This window comes from Bradyrhizobium sp. SZCCHNRI3052 (assembly GCF_032484895.1).
Classification (GTDB): Bacteria; Pseudomonadota; Alphaproteobacteria; order Rhizobiales; family Xanthobacteraceae; genus Bradyrhizobium.
Genome location: NZ_JAUETW010000004.1, coordinates 154,550 through 172,073 on the forward strand (window position 1 = coordinate 154,550; position 17,524 = coordinate 172,073).

Annotated in this window: 14 protein-coding genes; 11 read left to right on the top strand and 3 right to left on the bottom strand. The window is 66.0% G+C overall.

Annotated features, from left to right (window positions below; all coding sequences use genetic code 11):
• Positions 1-7: 7 nt before the first annotated feature.
• Positions 8-1,084 (bottom strand): DUF2336 domain-containing protein, encoded by a 1,077-nt coding sequence (locus QW887_RS14325; RefSeq protein WP_315716928.1) that lies wholly within the window; start codon positions 1,082-1,084, stop codon positions 8-10.
• A gap of 425 nt (positions 1,085-1,509) precedes the next feature.
• Here QW887_RS14325 and rimP point away from each other — a divergent pair, with 425 nt between their 5' ends.
• From rimP to QW887_RS14380, 11 genes are all read left to right on the top strand, one after another.
• A complete protein-coding gene (gene rimP, locus QW887_RS14330) occupies positions 1,510-2,277 on the top strand; it encodes a ribosome maturation factor RimP (RefSeq protein ID WP_315716927.1) in 768 nt (255 codons plus the stop codon).
• Between the two features lie 14 nt (positions 2,278-2,291).
• Positions 2,292-3,914 carry a transcription termination factor NusA gene (nusA, locus tag QW887_RS14335; protein WP_316194644.1) on the top strand — a complete coding sequence of 541 codons (1,623 nt, stop codon included), beginning with the start codon at positions 2,292-2,294 and terminating at the stop codon, positions 3,912-3,914.
• 80 nt (positions 3,915-3,994) lie between these two features.
• Positions 3,995-4,708 (top strand): RNA-binding protein, encoded by a 714-nt coding sequence (locus QW887_RS14340; RefSeq protein WP_316194645.1) that lies wholly within the window; start codon positions 3,995-3,997, stop codon positions 4,706-4,708.
• Positions 4,709-4,802: 94 nt separating this feature from the next.
• Positions 4,803-7,562: a translation initiation factor IF-2 gene (infB, locus tag QW887_RS14345; protein WP_315751780.1), complete on the top strand. Its 2,760-nt coding sequence runs from the start codon at positions 4,803-4,805 to the stop codon at positions 7,560-7,562.
• 160 nt (positions 7,563-7,722) lie between these two features.
• Entirely contained in the window at positions 7,723-8,139 is a 417-nt protein-coding gene (gene rbfA, locus QW887_RS14350; protein ID WP_315716923.1) for a 30S ribosome-binding factor RbfA, read from the top strand.
• Positions 8,139-9,245, top strand: coding sequence for a tRNA pseudouridine(55) synthase TruB (gene truB, locus QW887_RS14355; RefSeq protein ID WP_316194646.1), 1,107 nt, complete (start codon positions 8,139-8,141; stop codon positions 9,243-9,245). Before rbfA ends, truB begins: the two co-directional genes overlap by 1 nt.
• Positions 9,246-9,247: 2 nt before the next feature.
• Positions 9,248-9,517: a 30S ribosomal protein S15 gene (rpsO, locus tag QW887_RS14360; protein WP_009025947.1), complete on the top strand. Its 270-nt coding sequence runs from the start codon at positions 9,248-9,250 to the stop codon at positions 9,515-9,517.
• A gap of 362 nt (positions 9,518-9,879) precedes the next feature.
• Positions 9,880-12,036 carry a polyribonucleotide nucleotidyltransferase gene (pnp, locus tag QW887_RS14365; protein ID WP_315716921.1) on the top strand — a complete coding sequence of 719 codons (2,157 nt, stop codon included), beginning with the start codon at positions 9,880-9,882 and terminating at the stop codon, positions 12,034-12,036.
• A gap of 140 nt (positions 12,037-12,176) precedes the next feature.
• The gene (locus QW887_RS14370; RefSeq protein WP_315716920.1) at positions 12,177-12,647 is read left to right on the top strand and encodes a GNAT family N-acetyltransferase; all 471 of its coding nucleotides are present in this window, start codon (positions 12,177-12,179) and stop codon (positions 12,645-12,647) included.
• A gap of 261 nt (positions 12,648-12,908) precedes the next feature.
• A complete protein-coding gene (locus QW887_RS14375; RefSeq protein ID WP_315825653.1) occupies positions 12,909-13,598 on the top strand; it encodes a hypothetical protein in 690 nt (229 codons plus the stop codon).
• Between the two features lie 76 nt (positions 13,599-13,674).
• Complete coding sequence (locus QW887_RS14380; protein ID WP_316159330.1) at positions 13,675-14,490, top strand: hypothetical protein; 816 nt, start codon at positions 13,675-13,677, stop codon at positions 14,488-14,490.
• A gap of 18 nt (positions 14,491-14,508) precedes the next feature.
• On the opposite strand, the gene QW887_RS14385 is transcribed toward QW887_RS14380, so the two are convergent.
• Both QW887_RS14385 and fabI read right to left on the bottom strand, forming a co-directional pair.
• A complete protein-coding gene (locus QW887_RS14385; RefSeq protein ID WP_315716917.1) occupies positions 14,509-16,494 on the bottom strand; it encodes an autotransporter outer membrane beta-barrel domain-containing protein in 1,986 nt (661 codons plus the stop codon).
• 224 nt (positions 16,495-16,718) lie between these two features.
• Positions 16,719-17,519 carry an enoyl-ACP reductase FabI gene (gene fabI / locus QW887_RS14390; protein WP_315716916.1) on the bottom strand — a complete coding sequence of 267 codons (801 nt, stop codon included), beginning with the start codon at positions 17,517-17,519 and terminating at the stop codon, positions 16,719-16,721.
• Between the last annotated feature and the right edge of the window lie 5 nt (positions 17,520-17,524).

Here is a 17,524-nt window from a genome sequence, read left to right on the forward strand (position 1 = left end):
AGGTCACTCAGTGTCGTGTCTTCCAGAACGCGACGACGCGTTCGGCGGTCGATGGCAGCAGGCGCGCGTAGTTGACCCTGATCGCATCGATATCGCGCGGCGCCGGCACGCGTTTCGGTCCGAGGCGCAGCAGGATCAGTGCGTGCACGGTGCGCCAATCGAGCCCGATCATGCGCCCCAGGATCAGCAGCGGATCGTGACGATCGCCCGACACCAGCCGGTCGAGCGTCGCGATCTTCAATCCCGTCATTGCGGCGAGCGCCGCGATGACCTCCTCGTATTTGTGCTCGGATGCGAAGCCGAACAACGCCGACTGGTCCAAGGCACCGGCTTCATACAGCGACAGGATGGTCCGCTGCGCCGGCACGAAATCGCGCGTGCTATGCGCTGTACGCTCCGCATCGGCGAGTTCGGCGAGAGCCTGCCTGATCCTCGCCTGCTTGTCCGGCGGCACGACATCGAACAGCCGCCGCCTGATGACATCGAGCGAGCCGGCCAGCAGTTGTTTCAGATGATCGTCGGAAACATCTGCGCGCCGGCCGACCGTGAGCGTCAGCACGCCGTCTGAACTCGCGCGGTGGATCAGCGCGGCATAGCCGCGCGGGGAAAATGCTGCGCCGTCATTGGCAGCGGTCCGCCGCACCACGTCGCGATCACCTCGGCGCACCAGCACATCGGTCGTATCGGCCGATAGGCACGTCCGCTCTGCCATCGCGAGCAAATGACCCTGGCTCTTGTCGCGCGCAATAGCGATGAGCACGGGATCGTCGAGCACGAGCGAACGGCGCAACAGCGGACCCGCCACCGCAACCTCGTCGTCGCGCGCCAGCCGGCTGACGACGGCACGGGGCGCCTTGAGGAGCCGCGACAACCGCTCCGCCAGATCGATCCGCGTCGGCAGATCCGCGAACGGGACCAGATCGATCAGGAGACCGTCGAACAGATTGATATGCTCGGGACGCAGCTTCGTCGCATCCTCGAAGAACAGGTCGGCGATGCGGCGCGTGGCCTCGAGGCCGCGTTCAGCATTGCCCTGCCTGACGATCCCGCCGAGGCCGGGGATCAGCGCGGTTGCCGGGGTCATGGACGTCTACTCGATACGCAACACGCCACGTTTCCGTGCGCTCCACTCCGTGCGGCACGACGACGGGGGCGAAAAGCACGAACTCAGCTCATTTTTAAGCGATCTTGGTGAATGAAGGGTTAGACCCTGCGGCATTCGGCCGTTCCCGGTCAGGGAAAACGATCCGATCCGCAGTCCGGGCGCGGAGCAAATTCCCAGTTCCAGGCGCCGTTTGAGGCGACACGACCCTTGCCGTCAGGCGGCAAAGCGGCTATATGAGCGCCATCAAACATCATCTCATATACGATCGCGTAGTGAGGGTGGGCCCTTCCGGACCCGCTCTTTTTTGTTACCTGGATCGCTCCGCCACGGGCGGGATCGGTCCGGTGAGCGCGATCGAACAGGCCCGACGGCCCAACCAAGCAAGACACGCGATCGACGCCTCGATGACGGAACCTACGTTCGCAACCGCTGACACCGACCTCCTGACCGAGCCCCGTCTCGTCGTCGAGCCGGGCGTCGCGGCGCGCGTGGCGGCGGTGGCCGACCCGGTGCTGCAGGGAATGGGGTACCGCCTGGTGCGGATCCGCATTTCGGGCGAAGGTGGTTGCACGGTCCAGGTGATGGCCGAGCGTCCCGACGGCACGATGCAGATCGAGGATTGCGAGGCGGTGTCGCGGGCGCTGTCGCCGGTGCTGGACATCGCCGATCCGATCGACCGCGCCTACCGCCTCGAGATCTCCTCGCCGGGCATCGACCGGCCGCTGGTCCGCCGCTCCGATTTCGAACGTCACATCGGTCATCTCGTCAAGATCGAGATGGCGGTGGCGCATCAGAACCGCAAACGCTTCCGCGGCATCATCGCCGGCGTCGAAGGCGACGGCGTGCGCATCACCCGCGATGACGTGGCCAAGGACCAGGAGCCGGATGTCGTGCTGCCGATGGCCGACATCGGCGACGCCAAGATGGTGCTGACCGACGAGCTAATCGCCGAATCCATGCGCCGCGGCAAGGCGGCCGAGCGCGAGAAGAAGCGCGAGCTTGGAATCGTCCCACCGCTGGCGCCGCACGCCAAGCCGGCGGCCCAGGCGAAGCCCAAGCCGAAGCCGAAAGCAAAAGACGACAAGCCGGCCAAGAAGCCGCTGCCGACCAATACCAAGAAACATCGCCTCGCCGCCGATCGCGCGCGCAGAGGCGAGATCGATCCTGATTAGAGGAGATTTGAGCCATGGCCGTCAGCGCCAACCGGTTGGAACTGCTGCAGATCGCCGACGCCGTCGCGCGCGAGAAGTCGATCGACCGCGGCATCGTGATCGCGGCGATGGAAGACGCGATCGCCAAGGCCGCCCGCGCCCGCTACGGCAGCGAGACCGACGTTCATGCCGAGATCGATCCGAAGAAGGGTGAGCTGCGGCTGTCGCGCCACATGCTGGTGGTCGAGAAGGTCGAGAACCCCTCGAACCAGATCTCGCTGGATGATGCGCGCCGCGCCAACCCGGGCGCGCAGATCGGCGACACCATCGCCGACACCCTGCCACCGCTGGAATATGGCCGCATCGCCGCGCAGTCGGCCAAGCAGGTCATCGTGCAGAAGGTGCGCGAGGCCGAGCGCGACCGGCAGTACCAGGAGTTCAAGGACCGCATCGGCGACATCGTCAATGGCGTCGTCAAGCGCGTCGAATATGGCAGCGTGATCCTCGACCTCGGCCGCGGCGAGGCGATCATCCGCCGCGACGAGATGCTGCCGCGCGAGGTGTTCCGCAACGGCGACCGCGTCCGCGCGTACGTCTTCGACGTCCGCCGCGAGACCCGCGGCCCGCAGATCTTCCTGTCGCGCACCCATCCGCAGTTCATGGCCAAGCTGTTCGCGCAGGAGGTGCCGGAGATTTATGACGGCATCGTCGAGATCAAGGCGGTCGCTCGCGACCCCGGCTCGCGCGCCAAGATCGGCGTTGTCTCCCGCGACTCCTCGGTCGACCCTGTCGGCGCCTGCGTCGGCATGCGCGGCTCGCGCGTGCAGGCGGTGGTGAACGAGCTGCAGGGCGAGAAGATCGACATCATTCCGTGGTCGCCCGACATCGCGACCTTCGTGGTCAACGCGCTGGCGCCGGCCGAAGTCGCCAAGGTCGTCATCGACGAGGACCGCGAGCGCATCGAGGTCGTGGTGCCCGACACCAACAACCAGCTCTCGCTGGCGATCGGCCGCCGCGGCCAGAACGTCCGCCTCGCCTCGCAGCTGACCGGCTGGGACATCGACATCCTGACCGAGCAGGAGGAATCCGAGCGCCGCCAGGCCGACTTCGAGAATTCCACCCGCGTGTTCATGGAATCGCTGAACGTCGACGAGGTCGTCGGCCAGCTGCTGGCGTCCGAAGGCTTCACCTCGGTCGAGGAGCTCGCCTTGGTCGACCTCAAGGATCTCGCCGGCATCGAAGGCTTCGACGAGGAGACCGCGACCGAGCTGCAGACCCGCGCCCGCGAATTCCTCGAGCAGCAGGAAGCCGAGCTCGAGGCCAGGCGCAAGGAGCTCGGCGTCGAGGACGCGGTGAAGGACGTGCCCGGCGTCACCACCAAGATGCTGGTCAAGTTCGGCGAGAACGACATCAAGACGGTCGAGGACCTCGCGGGCTGCGCGACCGACGATCTGGTCGGCTGGACCGAGCGCAAGGAGGGTGGCGAAGCCACCAAATTCCCCGGCATTCTCGACGGTCTCGATATCGCCCGCGACGATGCCGAGGCCATGGTCATGCAGGCCCGCGTCAAGGCCGGCTGGGTCAGTGAGGCTGACCTCGCCAAGGCCGAAGCCGAACCCGAGAATGAGGACGAAACGACCGAAGGACAGCCCGCCTGACCCGCTTGGCTCGCCCCATGGACACCACGATGACCCCCACCCTGACCCAGCTCGCTTGAGATGAGGAGCCGCATCACCGCATGCTCGCTTTGGCCGACCCCGAGCTCGACAATGGACCGCGGACCGAGAAGTCCGCGACCATGCGCATGTGCGCGGTCAGCCGCGAAGTGCGGCCGATCGGCGAGCTGATCCGCTTCGTCGTCGGCCCGTCGGGCGAGGTCGTGCCCGACATCAAGCGCAAGCTGCCCGGACGGGGCTTGTGGATCACCGCCTCGCGCCAGGCGGTTGCGGAGGCGGTGCGGCGTCACCATTTCAGCCGGGGCTTCAAGACCAACGTCCGCGTCCCGCCAACCCTTGCCGAAGACCTGGAAGCCTTGCTGGCCCGCAGCGCGATCGAAGCGCTGGGGATTGCCGCCAAGGCCGGTCAGGTCGTTTCCGGTTTCTCCAAGGTGGAAGCGGCGCTGTCGCAGCGGCCATCACGGCCGACATTGGCAGCCCTCGTCCATGCCGCGGACGGCGCAGCCGACGGGATCCGCAAGCTCGACGCGCTGGTGCGGCCGAACGACGGGGGTCAGGACCAAGCCCCGACAATTCCGATCATCTGCTGTCTCACTTCGGCAGAATTGGATTTGGCACTTGGGCGCTCAAATGTGATACATGCTGCCGTGCTCGCAGGCCCGGCGAGCAGGACATTCCTGTCGCGCAGCCAGACACTGGTCCGATACCGGTCGGCCGACGCTGACAAGATTGCCGGAACCGCGGCCACGAAATCTGCTTCGACTTCGAAGACATAGCACTTTGAAGCCATAGCTACGAAGACATCGCGACGATTGCACGAATGAGACGGTGCGGTAGCCCGCACGCTGGTAACGAGATTAGGACGACTGAATGGCCGACAACAACACTCCGGGCGACAAGAAACTGAGTGTCCCGAGCAAGACCTTGACGCTGAAGCCGCGCGTTGAGACCGGCACGGTACGCCAGAGCTTCCCACATGGCCGGAGCAAGCAGGTGGTGGTCGAGAAGCGCGGCAAGCGCCGCGTCGGCGATGGGGGGCCCGATGCTCCGCATGCACCGGAGCCGACCGTCGCCAAGGCGCCGCCGCCCCCGCCAACGCCGCGCTCATCCGGACCGCGCCCATCCGGCTCGTCGCAGCGCGGCGGGTCCGGCGTCGTGCTCCGCACCCTGACCGAGGACGAGCGCTCGGCGCGCGCCAGCGCGCTGGCTGATGCCCGCGTGCGCGACATCGAGGAACGCCGCCAGGCCGAAGAGGAAGCCCGCCGCCGCGCCGAGCGCGAAGCCGCCGAACGCGCCGAGCGCGAGGCTGCCGAGGCGCGCCGCAAGGCCGAGGAAGAGCGGCACCGTCACGAAGAGGAAGCCAAGCGCAAGGCCGAGCTCGAAGCCAAGAAGCGGTTCGGTGAAGGCGAGGCGCCCCGTCCGGCGACATCCGCGCCCCAGCCCGCCGCAGCCGCACCGGCCCGCTCGACGCCCGCCCCCGGCAGGCCCGTCGGCGCACCGGGCAGCCGGCCGCAGCAGATTGGTGGTCCGAGCTCGCGGCCCGGTGGCGCTCAGCCGGCGGGCGCACGCCCGGCCGGCGCCCGTCCTGCCGCCGGCGGTCCGCTCGGCCGCGCGCCGGCGGCGGTTGCCGCCGGTCCGGACGAGGATGAGGGTCCGCGCCAGATCCGCAGGGGTCCCGGCGGAGCCGCACGTCCCGCGCCGCCGCCGAAGACCACGCACAAGCCGGGCCCGCAGAAGCAGCGCGGCCGCCTGACGGTGGTCACGGCGCTCACGGCCGACGATGTGCGCGAGCGCTCGATCGCGTCGTTCCGCCGCCGCACGCAGCGCCTGAAGGGCCATGCCGCCAACGAGCAGAAGGAGAAGCTCGTCCGCGAGGTGACGATTCCGGAAGCCATCACCATCCAGGAGCTGGCGAACCGCATGTCGGAGCGCGCGGTCGACGTGATCCGTCTGCTGATGCGCCAGGGCGCGATGCACAAGATCACCGACGTGATCGATGCCGACACCGCGCAGCTGATCGCGGAAGAACTCGGCCACACCGTCAAGCGCGTCGCCGCCTCGGACGTGGAGGAGGGCCTGTTCGACGTCGTCGACGATTCGACCGACACCGAGCCGCGCTCGCCGGTCGTCACCGTCATGGGCCACGTCGACCACGGCAAGACCTCGCTGCTCGACGCGCTGCGCCACGCCAATGTGGTCTCGGGTGAAGCCGGCGGCATCACCCAGCACATCGGCGCCTATCAGGTGACCGCGCCGGATTCCGGCAAGAAGATCACCTTCATCGACACGCCCGGCCACGCCGCGTTCACCGCGATGCGCGCCCGCGGAGCCAAGGTCACCGACATCGTCGTGCTGGTGGTCGCGGCCGATGACGGCGTCATGCCGCAGACGATCGAGGCGATCAATCACGCCAAGGCGGCGAAGGTGCCGATGATCGTGGCGATCAACAAGATCGACAAGCCCGACGCCCGTCCCGAGCGCGTCCGCACCGAGCTGCTCCAGCACGAGGTGCAGGTCGAATCGCTGGGCGGCGAGGTCGTCGACGTCGAGGTGTCCGCCAAGAACAAGACCAATCTCGATCGTCTGCTCGAGATGATCGCGTTGCAGGCCGACATCCTCGACCTCAAGACCAATTCGGATCGCCCGGCCGAAGGCACCGTGATCGAAGCCAAGCTCGATCGCGGCCGCGGCCCGGTCGCCACCGTGCTGGTTCAGCGCGGCACCTTGCGGGTCGGCGATATCATCGTCGCCGGCGCCGAGATGGGCCGCGTCCGCGCGCTGATCTCGGACCAGGGCGAGACGCTGCAGGAGGCAGGCCCGTCGGTGCCGGTCGAGGTGCTCGGCTTCAACGGTCCGCCGGAAGCTGGCGATCGCCTCGCCGTCGTCGAGAACGAAGCCCGTGCCCGCCAGGTCACCAGCTACCGCGCGCATCAGAAGCGCGAGAACGCGGCAGCCTCGATCTCCGGCATGCGCGGTTCGCTCGAACAGATGATGTCGCAATTGAAGACTGTGGGCCGCAAGGAATTCCCGCTGATCATCAAGGCCGACGTGCAGGGCTCGCTGGAAGCCATTCTCGGCTCGCTGGAGAAGCTCGGCACCGAGGAGGTCGCCGCCCGCATCCTGCATGCCGGCGTCGGCGGCATCAGCGAGTCCGACGTCACGCTGGCCGAAGGCTTCAACGCCGCGATCATCGGCTTCTCGGTGCGAGCCAACAAGGAAGCGGCCGCACTCGCCAAGCGCAACGGCATCGAGATCCGCTACTACAACATCATCTACGACCTCGTGGATGACGTGAAGAAGGCGATGAGCGGCCTCCTGGCCCCCACGCTTCGGGAAACCATGCTCGGCAATGCGCAGATCCTGGAGGTGTTCAACATCTCCAAGGTCGGCAAGGTCGCCGGCTGCCGCGTCACCGACGGCACTGTCGAACGCGGCGCCAATGTCCGCCTGATCCGCGACAACGTCGTGGTTCACGAGGGCAAGCTGTCGACCCTGAAGCGCTTCAAGGACGAAGTGAAGGAAGTGCAGGCCGGCCAGGAATGCGGCATGGCCTTCGAGAGCTACGGCGACATGCGTGTCGGCGACGTCATCGAGTGTTATCGCGTGGAGACCATCCAGCGCTCGCTGTAAGTCCGAATCCTACAGAGCGCTGCAATTCGAGCGAGCAGCGATTCCGTGCACCTGCGGAATCGCCGCGCCTCTTGAACTTAACGAAGCGTCGTTGAACTCAATCAGAATGATCCTCTCGCCCGTGCTCACGCCGGGCGACGATCCATTGGATTTTTGAAAAATGCCTCGCCATCACCAGAGGGGAAGCGCCGCTTCCGGCGGCTCGCAGCGTCAGTTGCGCGTGGCCGAGACCGTGCGTCACGCTGTCGCCGACATTCTCAGCCACGGTGACGTGCACGACCCGGACCTGGAGGGACACATCATTACGGTGCCCGAAGTCCGCATGTCGCCCGATCTGAAGCTCGCCACGATCTACATCATGCCGCTCGGCGGACAGGATACGGACGTGGTGCTCACGGCGCTGGAGCGCAACAAGAAGTTCCTGCGCGGCGACATCGCGCGGCGCGTTAACCTGAAATTTGCACCTGACATCCGCTTCCGCGTCGACGAGCGATTCGACGAAGCGGAACGGATCGAGAAATTACTGCGAACACCCGCGGTGCAGAGAGACCTCAATTCGGATTCGGAAGAGAGCTGATGACCATTCCCCCCGAAACCGGCACTGTCGACGCGCCGAGCGCCGAACCGACCGCGGCCAAGACGATCCATTCTGCCGACGGACGCCCGCCGCGCGACAACAACGATCCGCGCAACAAGCCGCGCCAAGGGAACGGTCAGGGCAGCCAGCCGCGCCGCGATCGTCGCGACGTCCATGGCTGGGTCGTGCTCGACAAGCCGATCGGCATGACCTCGACCCAGGCCGTGGCGGTGGTGAAGCGCCTGTTCCAGGCCAAGCGCGCCGGCCATGCCGGCACGCTCGATCCGCTCGCCTCCGGTGGCCTGCCGATCGCGCTGGGCGAAGCCACCAAGACGGTTCCCTTCGTGATGGACGGCCGCAAGCGCTACCGCTTCACCGTGACCTGGGGAGAGGAGCGCGATACCGACGACACCGAAGGACGGGTCGTCGAGACCAGCGACAGCCGACCGGATGCCGCGGCGATCCAGGCGCTGCTGCCGCAATTTACCGGCCGGATCGAGCAGACGCCGCCGCGCTATTCCGCGATCAAGATCCAGGGCGAGCGCGCCTATGATCTCGCCCGCGACGGCGAGGTCGTCGAGCTCCAGCCGCGCCCGGTCGAGATCCATGAACTGACCCTCGTCGACCAGCCCGACCCCGACCATTCGGTATTCGAGGCGGAATGCGGCAAGGGAACCTATGTCCGGGCGCTGGCCCGCGACATGGGCCGCCTCCTCGGCTGTTACGGCCATATCAGCGCGCTCCGGCGGACCCTGGTGGGTCCGTTTACCGAGAACGACATGATTCCGCTGGAACAGTTGGAGGCTTTGTGCAATAGAGCCGCGTCCGGTGAGGGAAGCCTCGCCGACGCACTCCTGCCCGTTGAGACCGCGCTGGACGACATCCCGGCACTGGCCGTCACTCGGGCTGATGCGGCAAGGCTCCACAGGGGCCAGGCCGTTTTGTTGCGCGGACGGGATGCGCCCAATAGTAGCGGCACAGTCTATGTCACGGTCGCAGGCCGCCTTCTGGCGCTTGCCGAAATTGGCAATGGCGAACTCATCCCCAAGCGCGTGTTCAACCTGACCGGACTGACTGCCAGCTCCGGTCGCAACGAAAGAGACTGACGATGTCGGTGACCGCAGAGCGCAAGGCGGAAATCATCAAGGCGAACGCCACCAAGGCCGGTGATACCGGTTCTCCCGAGGTGCAGGTTGCGATCCTGTCGGAACGCATCAACAACCTGACCAGCCATTTCAAGACCCACGGCAAGGACAACCACTCCCGCCGCGGCCTCCTGAAGCTGGTGTCGACCCGCCGTTCGCTGCTGGACTATCTGAAGAAGAACGACGAGGCGCGCTACAAGGCGCTGCTCGAGAAGCACAACATCCGTCGTTGAGCTTCGCGTTGGAATGAGCGCGCGCAGTCCAGCGCGCGTTGATGGCATGATGCCGAGGACGCCGCTTCGATCGCGGCGTTCGCGAGTCCGGGATCATGCGGTCTGGCTGGATCTGGAAAGAGGCAGATACGCTCTTCGCCTGATCCTGCCCGGACCATGCAGTACGCCTCAGCAGCAATCCGGCCGCTGGGCGTAACGGGCAAGGTGCCCGTTATTTACGAGAAGGATGGACGCCATCCGAAATAAGAAAACCATGGCAGGATCGCAGGGCGCTGATCGTTTTCCAGCGCCCTGCAATCTTGCGCATGGTTTTTTTGTTTCCGGGGGGTCTGCCTTCGATCATCTCATGAAAGAAGATACCCATGTTTACCAAGCATTCCGTCGAGATCGACTGGGGTGGGCGTCCGCTCAGGCTGGAAACCGGCAAGATCGCCCGTCAGGCTGACGGCGCCGTCGTCGCCACCTATGGCGAGACCGTCGTGCTCGCGACCGTCGTCGCCGCCAAGGCGCCGCGCGAAGGCGTCGACTTCCTGCCCCTGACCGTCGACTATCAGGAAAAGACCTACGCCGCGGGCCGCATTCCCGGCGGCTATTTCAAGCGCGAGGGCCGTCCGACCGAGAAAGAGACGCTGGTCTCCCGCCTGATCGACCGCCCGATCCGCCCGCTGTTCGTCGATGCCTGGCGCAACGAGACCCAGGTGATCGTGACCGTGCTGTCGCACGACATGGAGAACGATCCGGACATCGTGGCGCTGGTCGGCGCGTCGGCCGCGCTGACCTTGTCGGGCGTTCCGTTCAAGGGCCCGATCGGCGCGGCCCGCGTCGGCTTCGCCAATGACGAATACATCCTCAATCCGACCCTCGACGAGATGGCCGACACCCAGCTCGACCTGGTCGTCGCCGGCACCTCGGACGCCGTGCTGATGGTGGAATCGGAGGCCAAGGAGCTCAACGAGGACATCATGCTCGGTGCGGTGATGTTCGGTCACCGTCACTTCCAGCCGGTGATCAACGCGATCATCGAGCTCGCCGAGAAGGCCGCCAAGGAGCCGCGCGACGTCGCGATCATCGACAACGGCGCGATCGAGAAGGAGATGCTTGGGATCGCCGAGCAGGACCTGCGCAACGCCTACGCGATTCCGATCAAGCAGCAACGCTATGCTGCCGTCGGCGCCGTCAAGGAAAAGGTGATGGCCTACTTCTTCCCCGAGGGGCAGGAGCCGAAATACGACAAGCTCCGGATCGCCGCCGTGTTCAAGGAGCTCGAGGCCAAGATCGTCCGCTGGAACATCCTGGACACCGGCAAGCGTATCGACGGCCGTGACGCCAAGACGGTGCGCAACATCGTCTGCGAGGTCGGCGTGCTGCCCCGCGCCCACGGTTCGGCGCTGTTCACCCGCGGCGAAACCCAGGCGCTGGTCGTAACCACGCTCGGCACCGGCGAGGACGAACAGTACATCGACGCGCTGTCGGGGACGTACAAAGAGACGTTCCTGCTGCACTACAACTTCCCGCCCTACTCCGTCGGTGAGACCGGCCGTCTCGGCGGCACCAAGCGCCGTGAGATCGGCCACGGCAAGCTCGCCTGGCGCGCCATCCACCCGGTGCTGCCGCCGCATCACGAGTTCCCCTACACCACGCGCGTGGTGTCGGAGGTGACCGAGTCCAACGGTTCGTCGTCGATGGCCACCGTCTGCGGCTCCTCGCTGGCGCTGATGGATGCAGGCGTGCCGCTGAAGCGGCCGACCGCGGGCATCGCGATGGGTCTGATCCTGGAAGGCAGCCGCTTCGCCGTGCTGTCCGACATTCTCGGCGACGAGGACCATCTCGGCGACATGGACTTCAAGGTTGCGGGCACCGAGAGCGGCATCACCTCGCTGCAGATGGACATCAAGATCGAGGGCATCACCGAGGAGATCATGCGGGTTGCGCTGGGCCAGGCTCGCGAAGGCCGCATCCACATCCTGGGTGAGATGTCCAAGGCGCTGACCGCCGCGCGCGCCGAGCTCGGCGAATACGCGCCGCGCATCGAGACCTTCAAGATCCCGACCGACAAGATCCGCGAAGTGATCGGCACCGGCGGCAAGGTGATCCGCGAGATCGTCGAGAAGACCGGCGCCAAGGTCAACATCGAGGACGACGGCACCGTGAAGGTCGCCTCCAACGACGGCGAGGCGATGAAGGCCGCCATCAAGTGGATCAAGTCGATCGCCTCCGATCCGGAGGTCGGCCAGATCTATGACGGCACCGTCGTCAAGGTGATGGAGTTCGGCGCTTTCGTGAACTTCTTCGGCACCCGCGACGGCCTCGTGCACATCTCGCAGCTCGCCGACAAGCGCGTGCAGAAGACCACCGACGTCGTCAAGGAAGGCGACAAGGTCAAGGTCAAGCTGCTCGGCTTCGACGACCGCGGCAAGACCCGGCTGTCGATGAAGGCGGTCGACCAGACCACCGGCGAGGATCTCGAGGCCAAGCAGAAGGACGCGCCCGCCGAGGCGCGCGAAGCCGCTGGCGAGTAAAGCCGGCGTCCCCTTCGAATGAAATACAAAGGGCGGCTTTCGGGCCGCCCTTTTTTGTTGTCCTATTGGTCGCGCACCCTCGCGCGTCCCAGGTCACGGCTGCGGATGCAGAGGCCGTCACCCCGCTTAAGGTCACCCACATGCACCATCCTATCATCCGCCCTGCCCGTCCGGACGAATACGACGCCGTCGCCAGGCTCTGGATGGAGAGCTGGTGTTCGACGGGCCTGGAAGCGCAGAGCGAGAGGCTGCTCGCGGTCCTCAGGGAGCGCGTGCCGCGTGAAGTCGCCGGCGGTTGGAGCCTGTATGTCGCCGACGACCGCGGCGGCCTCGCGGCGATGCTCGCGATCAACGTCCCCACGCTCTATCTCGACCAGCTGATGATCGCCCCGTCCCATCAGGGCCGCTCGCTCGGCCGCCGGCTGCTCGCCTTCACCCGCGAGCTGCTCCCCGACGAAGTGTGGCTGCGCTGCGCGAAGGGCAACGACAAGGCGTGGCGCTGGTACGAGCGCGAGGGCTTCGTGCTGGAAAAGGAGGAAGCTGACCCGCTGCACGGCCGGATCATGAAATATTATCGCTGGAAGCGTGACGGTCAGGCGGCGGCCTCCTGATCGCAGAGCGTGCAAGCGCAAATCTTGCGCGTGGCGACCGGAAACCGTTGCGTGCCCCTTCGCAGGCGAACTAAGTTCGAGTTCCCGACGACCTCGCATTCTCGAACCGTCCCCATGTCCGTGCCGCTCCTGCCGATCCGTCGTCTTGCGCTCGTCGTCCTCGCCGCTGCCTTCGCAACCGGGGCTTGGGCCCAGGCTCCGTCAGCAACGGCGCCCAAGGCCGCCCCCGCGGCCAAGAAACCCTCCGGAAAGACAAAGGCGATGGCGAAACCAGGCGCCATCGAAAGCGGTCCGTGCCGTCTTGGCGTCATTTCCGCACTCGGCGACCAGCTCGCCGTCAGCAAGTTCGGCCTCACCGTGTTTGAAATCGAAGAGGACGAAGTCACGTTGCCGGGATGGGGACTGGACGACCTCGCCATGGCGCGCGTGCGCGCGGCCACCGGCGGCGACCCGGCCGTGCACAGGATCGGCTATCCGAAAGGCGCGTTCGAGCCCTACTACCATCCGACGTCGCGCTTCCTGCCCGATCCGAAGGAGAGCCTGGCCTCGATCGTTCGCAACGTCACCACGAATGCCAACTGCGCACGCTACCTCGTCGTCACCAGGTTCGAGACGACCATTCCCAACACCACCCTGAGGCTCAGAGGCATCGGCGCCTACAATCAGGGGGTCGGATCGATCCTCAGGCACTCGCATCTGTTTGCGAACGTCAACATCACGCTCATCGACGGCCAATCCTACGAGAAGATCAGCTCGTTCTCGGCGGATACCGGCGCCAGGCTGGCCGAGACCATGAGGCTCACCGAGGATCCTCTCAATAAGCTCAACAATGCCGACTTCCCCGAGCCTCTCGCGGCTGCGGCCTCCAGCACCGCCCTGCGCGAGCGGCTGCGTACTCTGGTCGCGGCGAAGCTCGATCGCGACCTGCCGAGCTATCTGAAGATCGAATGATGCCGTCGCCCGCGTTCACACGGTTCGAACGAGCTTCATTGGCCCAATCCTCTCCCTTATGCGACGAGCTCTCCCAGTGACAATCTCTCGCCGACTGGCGCCGCTGTTCATGGCCGTGATCTGGTCATGCACCAATGCCCTGGCGCAATCGGCGCCGGCGCCGCTGAATGCCAAAACAGCGCCAAAGACCGCGGGCACCGCTGCCAAGGCAGCCAAGCCGACGACGGCCCTTCGCGAGGGCGGACCGTGCGAGGTCGGGGTGATCGCCGCGCTCGGCGATGTCTTCACGGTGCAGAAGAACGGCATGACCCGCCTGGGCAACGAGTACGCCGAAGTGCCGGTGTCCTGGGGTTTCGACGACATCGTCTACGCGCGCGTGAAGGCAGCCGCGGGTGATAGCGGGATCCGCCGCATCAGCGTCCCCAAGGGCGCATTCGATCCATTCTATCAGTCGCCACCGGTCAAGGCCGAGAACGGAAAGCTCACGCCCATCGTCAGGAAGGTGGCCGGCACGGCAGGGTGCGCTCGCTACCTCGTGATCACCCGCCGGACCGACAGCGAACCCTCGACAAACGACGAGGTTACCGGCGTCGGTGTCATCAACCGGGGCGAGGGATTCGGCCGGATCAGCCACGTCTTCACCATGATCGATATCCAGCTCTATGACGGCGCGACGTTCGAGACGCGCGAGCCTGCCACGAGCTCCAGATCGCTGCTCTCACGGCTGACGTCCGGCGTCGGACCGCCGTCTCACGCCGGGGACGTCGACAACTCCGCATTCCCCGCTTCGCCGCCGGAGGCTGCGAACAACAATGTGCTGCGCGACATGGCGCGTTCGATGCTCAAATTCCGGCTCGACCAGCGCTTGCCGGCCTATTTCGGGCGCGAATAGAACGACGAGCTCGGCGCGTCACAGCCTGATCTTCAGCACCGCGTGGCCCGACTGCTGGACGAGACCGGACGATGTCGCGTTGATGCCATAGCGGATGCTGAGGTCGAGCCGGTCGTTGCCGGCGGCCACAAGACCAAGGCCCGCCGAATAGATCCATGGCGACAGGCCGAGGCCGTGGGTGACGAAGCTCTCGCCGCCGCCCGAGAACGTCGCGCGGATCTGCAATGGCTGATTCAGCGTGTTGTAGCCGACGCCGATATCGCTGGTCAGACGAATCTGCCTGGTGGGCGCGTAGACCGCTTTCAGCTGCGCCGTCGTCACGAGCTCCTGATAAATCTGAGGATCGACGTTGAGGCTGAAACCGCCGGCACCGTTCTCGCCGTAGGAATTGCTGCGAACCGTGCCGTAGTCCAGGCGCAGTGCTGGAACGAGCGCGAATCGGTCCTGCAGCGGAATGCGCGTCTTGATGCCTGCGCCGGCATGGCCGCTGTAGGAACGATAGCTGCCGCCGGCGGATGCGCCCATGAAGCTCAGCGACCTGTTTTCGCCGTTATCGGTCGATCCGCCATCGAGCTGATAGTCGAAGAGGACATCACGGGTGATCGCGTAGGCTCCATAGAGCCCGAGCTGATAGGAGGCGAGACCGAGACGGTTCGGCACGGCGGCGTCGCTTCCGGTGATCGTGTGATGAGAATAACCGAGAACGCCGCCAATGATGGCGCGGGACGAGACTGCGACGTCGGCGCCGAACGCCAGACCGCCGCCGGAGGCGTCATAGCCGGGAACGCCATCGCGCCCCGTCTGCTGCGCGGTGCTGCCGAGGGGCTGCATCCAGACATTGCGACCAGCGGCCCAGCCGATGCTGCCGACATCGTCGAGCCTGTTGGTCATCGTCTGCCGGAACGCCTGCTGGCTGACATGGGTCGCCTGCGAGGCCGCCCCGGTCAACACCGGCAACGTCTGCTTCACGGCGGCGCTGAGAGATGGACCGCTGAGATTATCAAGCGCGGCAAAGCCCGAGACCATCGATCCGGTCCAGCCGGCCGACGTCATCGACAGCCGGTACAGTACGTCAGCCGCTTCCAAGCCGACGCGGCCGCCTGCAGACCGCAGCGTATCCGCATAAGGCCGGATCAGCGACATCGTCGCCAGTCCTCCGGTCAGGTTTCCGGTGAGGTCGTAGGTCGACACCAGCATCTGCGCGCCTGCGGCGTTGCCGCTCGCCGTGCCATAGAGGCTGGTCAGGGTGCCGCGCGAGAGGGTGTTGAACAGCACGCTGCCCTCGGGAGTCACCGAGCCGAGCAGCGTGAAGCCGGCCGCGGCGCTGCCGGGCGGCGCGACGCCCGCACCCCAGAAATAGCCGTTCTGATAGCTCGTGATGACGAAACGGCCCGGCGCCTGCGTGCCGAACAATGTGGGACTGACGATCCGCCAAGGCGTGCCGGCGGTCCACGCCCATTGCGGCACTGAGTTGGCCGGCACCGGTGCCGACGGCGGCGGCGTGAAGGTCGCGGGATCATAGGGGAGCATGTAGGCCCAATGCGTCACCAGCAGGCTGTCGCCGGTGATCATCTGCATTTCCATGCTGGTCACGCCGTTGACGTTGCGCATATAGCCGAGTCCGACGGTCGCAGTGCCGCCGCCGGTCGGCGTGAACAGCATGGTGATCTGGCCGCTGGTGGTGACGAAGCCCTGGATGGTCGAGGTGTCCGTCAGCAGCGCCAGCCCGATCCTGAGCTGCGCGACGCTGGTGCCGGTGAAGGCGCCGTTGCTCGCGGTGCCCAAGGTCCACAACGTCTGGTCACCGATCGGGACCGGATTGGAGAAGCCCGTCTTCGGCGACATGTAGGCGAGCAGCTGCGCCGTCGGCACATACCAGCTGGTGTTGGAGATCGTGGAGTCCCAGACGCTCGATTGCGCCTGCGCCGGCCCGACGCCCCCTGCCACAAGCGCAATGCCGGTCATCGCGCAGAGAGCGATGACACGGGCCTTCGAACGCAGCATCAATCGCCCCCACGACTTGTCTTGCTGCCGGCGCGAGCGGCTAGCTGACGGCCGCGGCCGATGCACCGGTCATGATGCATCGCAGCGTCGTCGCAACAACCAACACGAGTTGCGCCAATGCTTCCTGATTAGCCGTTCAGGAACATTGTCTTCAACTGGGAAAATTTGGGTCGATCGGGGGACGGAGTCTCGCGTTCCCCTGATACCGCCGATGCGCGCGGAGGTCAGTCCGCCTTGAGATCCTCGGGGCGCGGCATCGAGATCACGTTGTAGCCGGAATCGACGTAGTGGATCTCGCCGGTGACGCCGCCGGACAGCTCCGACAGCAGATAGAGCGCCGAGCCGCCAAGCTCCTCCAGGGTCACGCCGCGACCGAGCGGCGAGTGCTTCTGCTGAAAGGCGAACATGAAGCGGGCATCGCCGATGCCCGAGCCCGCCAGCGTGCGCACCGGGCCGGCCGAGATCGCGTTGACACGGATGCTGCGGCGGCCGTAGTCGGCGGCGAGATAGCGCACCGAGGCTTCCAACGCGGCCTTGGCGACACCCATCACGTTGTAGTTCGGCATCACGCGGTTGGAGCCGTCGAAGGTCAAGGTGATCATGCTGCCGCCGCTTTCCGGCATCAGCTCGGCGGCGCGCTTGGCGATCTCGGTGAAGGAGAAGCAGGAGATCAGCATCGTGCGCGCAAAATTCTCGCGCGAGGTGTCGGCGTAGCGGCCCTTGAGCTCGTTCTTGTCGGAGAAGGCGACCGCATGGACGACGAAGTCGAGCCCGCCCCAGGCCTCGCGCAATGCGGTGAACACGCCGTCGACGCTGGCGATGTCCTCGACGTCGCAAGGCAACACGTGCTTGACGCCGAGCTCATCGGCGAGCGGACGGACGCGCTTGCCGAGCGCGTCGCCCTGATAGGTGAAGGCCATCTCGGCACCATGCGCCGCCAGCGTCTTGGCGATGCCCCAGGCGATCGAATGGTCGTTGGCGATGCCCATGACCAGGCCGCGCTTGCCTGCCATCAGTCCCTGCATGATGT

Excerpts from the sequence above, each read along its gene's own strand:
- QW887_RS14325 (WP_315716928.1), bottom strand. The coding sequence starts at position 1,084 with ATGACCCCGGCAACCGCGCTGATCCCCGGCCTCGGCGGGATCGTCAGG.
- rimP (WP_315716927.1), top strand. The coding sequence starts at position 1,510 with ATGACGGAACCTACGTTCGCAACCGCTGACACCGACCTCCTGACCGAG.
- nusA (WP_316194644.1), top strand. The coding sequence starts at position 2,292 with ATGGCCGTCAGCGCCAACCGGTTGGAACTGCTGCAGATCGCCGACGCC.
- QW887_RS14340 (WP_316194645.1), top strand. The coding sequence starts at position 3,995 with ATGCTCGCTTTGGCCGACCCCGAGCTCGACAATGGACCGCGGACCGAG.
- infB (WP_315751780.1), top strand. The coding sequence starts at position 4,803 with ATGGCCGACAACAACACTCCGGGCGACAAGAAACTGAGTGTCCCGAGC.
- rbfA (WP_315716923.1), top strand. The coding sequence starts at position 7,723 with ATGCCTCGCCATCACCAGAGGGGAAGCGCCGCTTCCGGCGGCTCGCAG.
- truB (WP_316194646.1), top strand. The coding sequence starts at position 8,139 with ATGACCATTCCCCCCGAAACCGGCACTGTCGACGCGCCGAGCGCCGAA.
- rpsO (WP_009025947.1), top strand. The coding sequence starts at position 9,248 with ATGTCGGTGACCGCAGAGCGCAAGGCGGAAATCATCAAGGCGAACGCC.
- pnp (WP_315716921.1), top strand. The coding sequence starts at position 9,880 with ATGTTTACCAAGCATTCCGTCGAGATCGACTGGGGTGGGCGTCCGCTC.
- QW887_RS14370 (WP_315716920.1), top strand. The coding sequence starts at position 12,177 with ATGCACCATCCTATCATCCGCCCTGCCCGTCCGGACGAATACGACGCC.
- QW887_RS14375 (WP_315825653.1), top strand. The coding sequence starts at position 12,909 with ATGGCGAAACCAGGCGCCATCGAAAGCGGTCCGTGCCGTCTTGGCGTC.
- QW887_RS14385 (WP_315716917.1), bottom strand. The coding sequence starts at position 16,494 with ATGCTGCGTTCGAAGGCCCGTGTCATCGCTCTCTGCGCGATGACCGGC.
- fabI (WP_315716916.1), bottom strand. The coding sequence starts at position 17,519 with ATGCAGGGACTGATGGCAGGCAAGCGCGGCCTGGTCATGGGCATCGCC.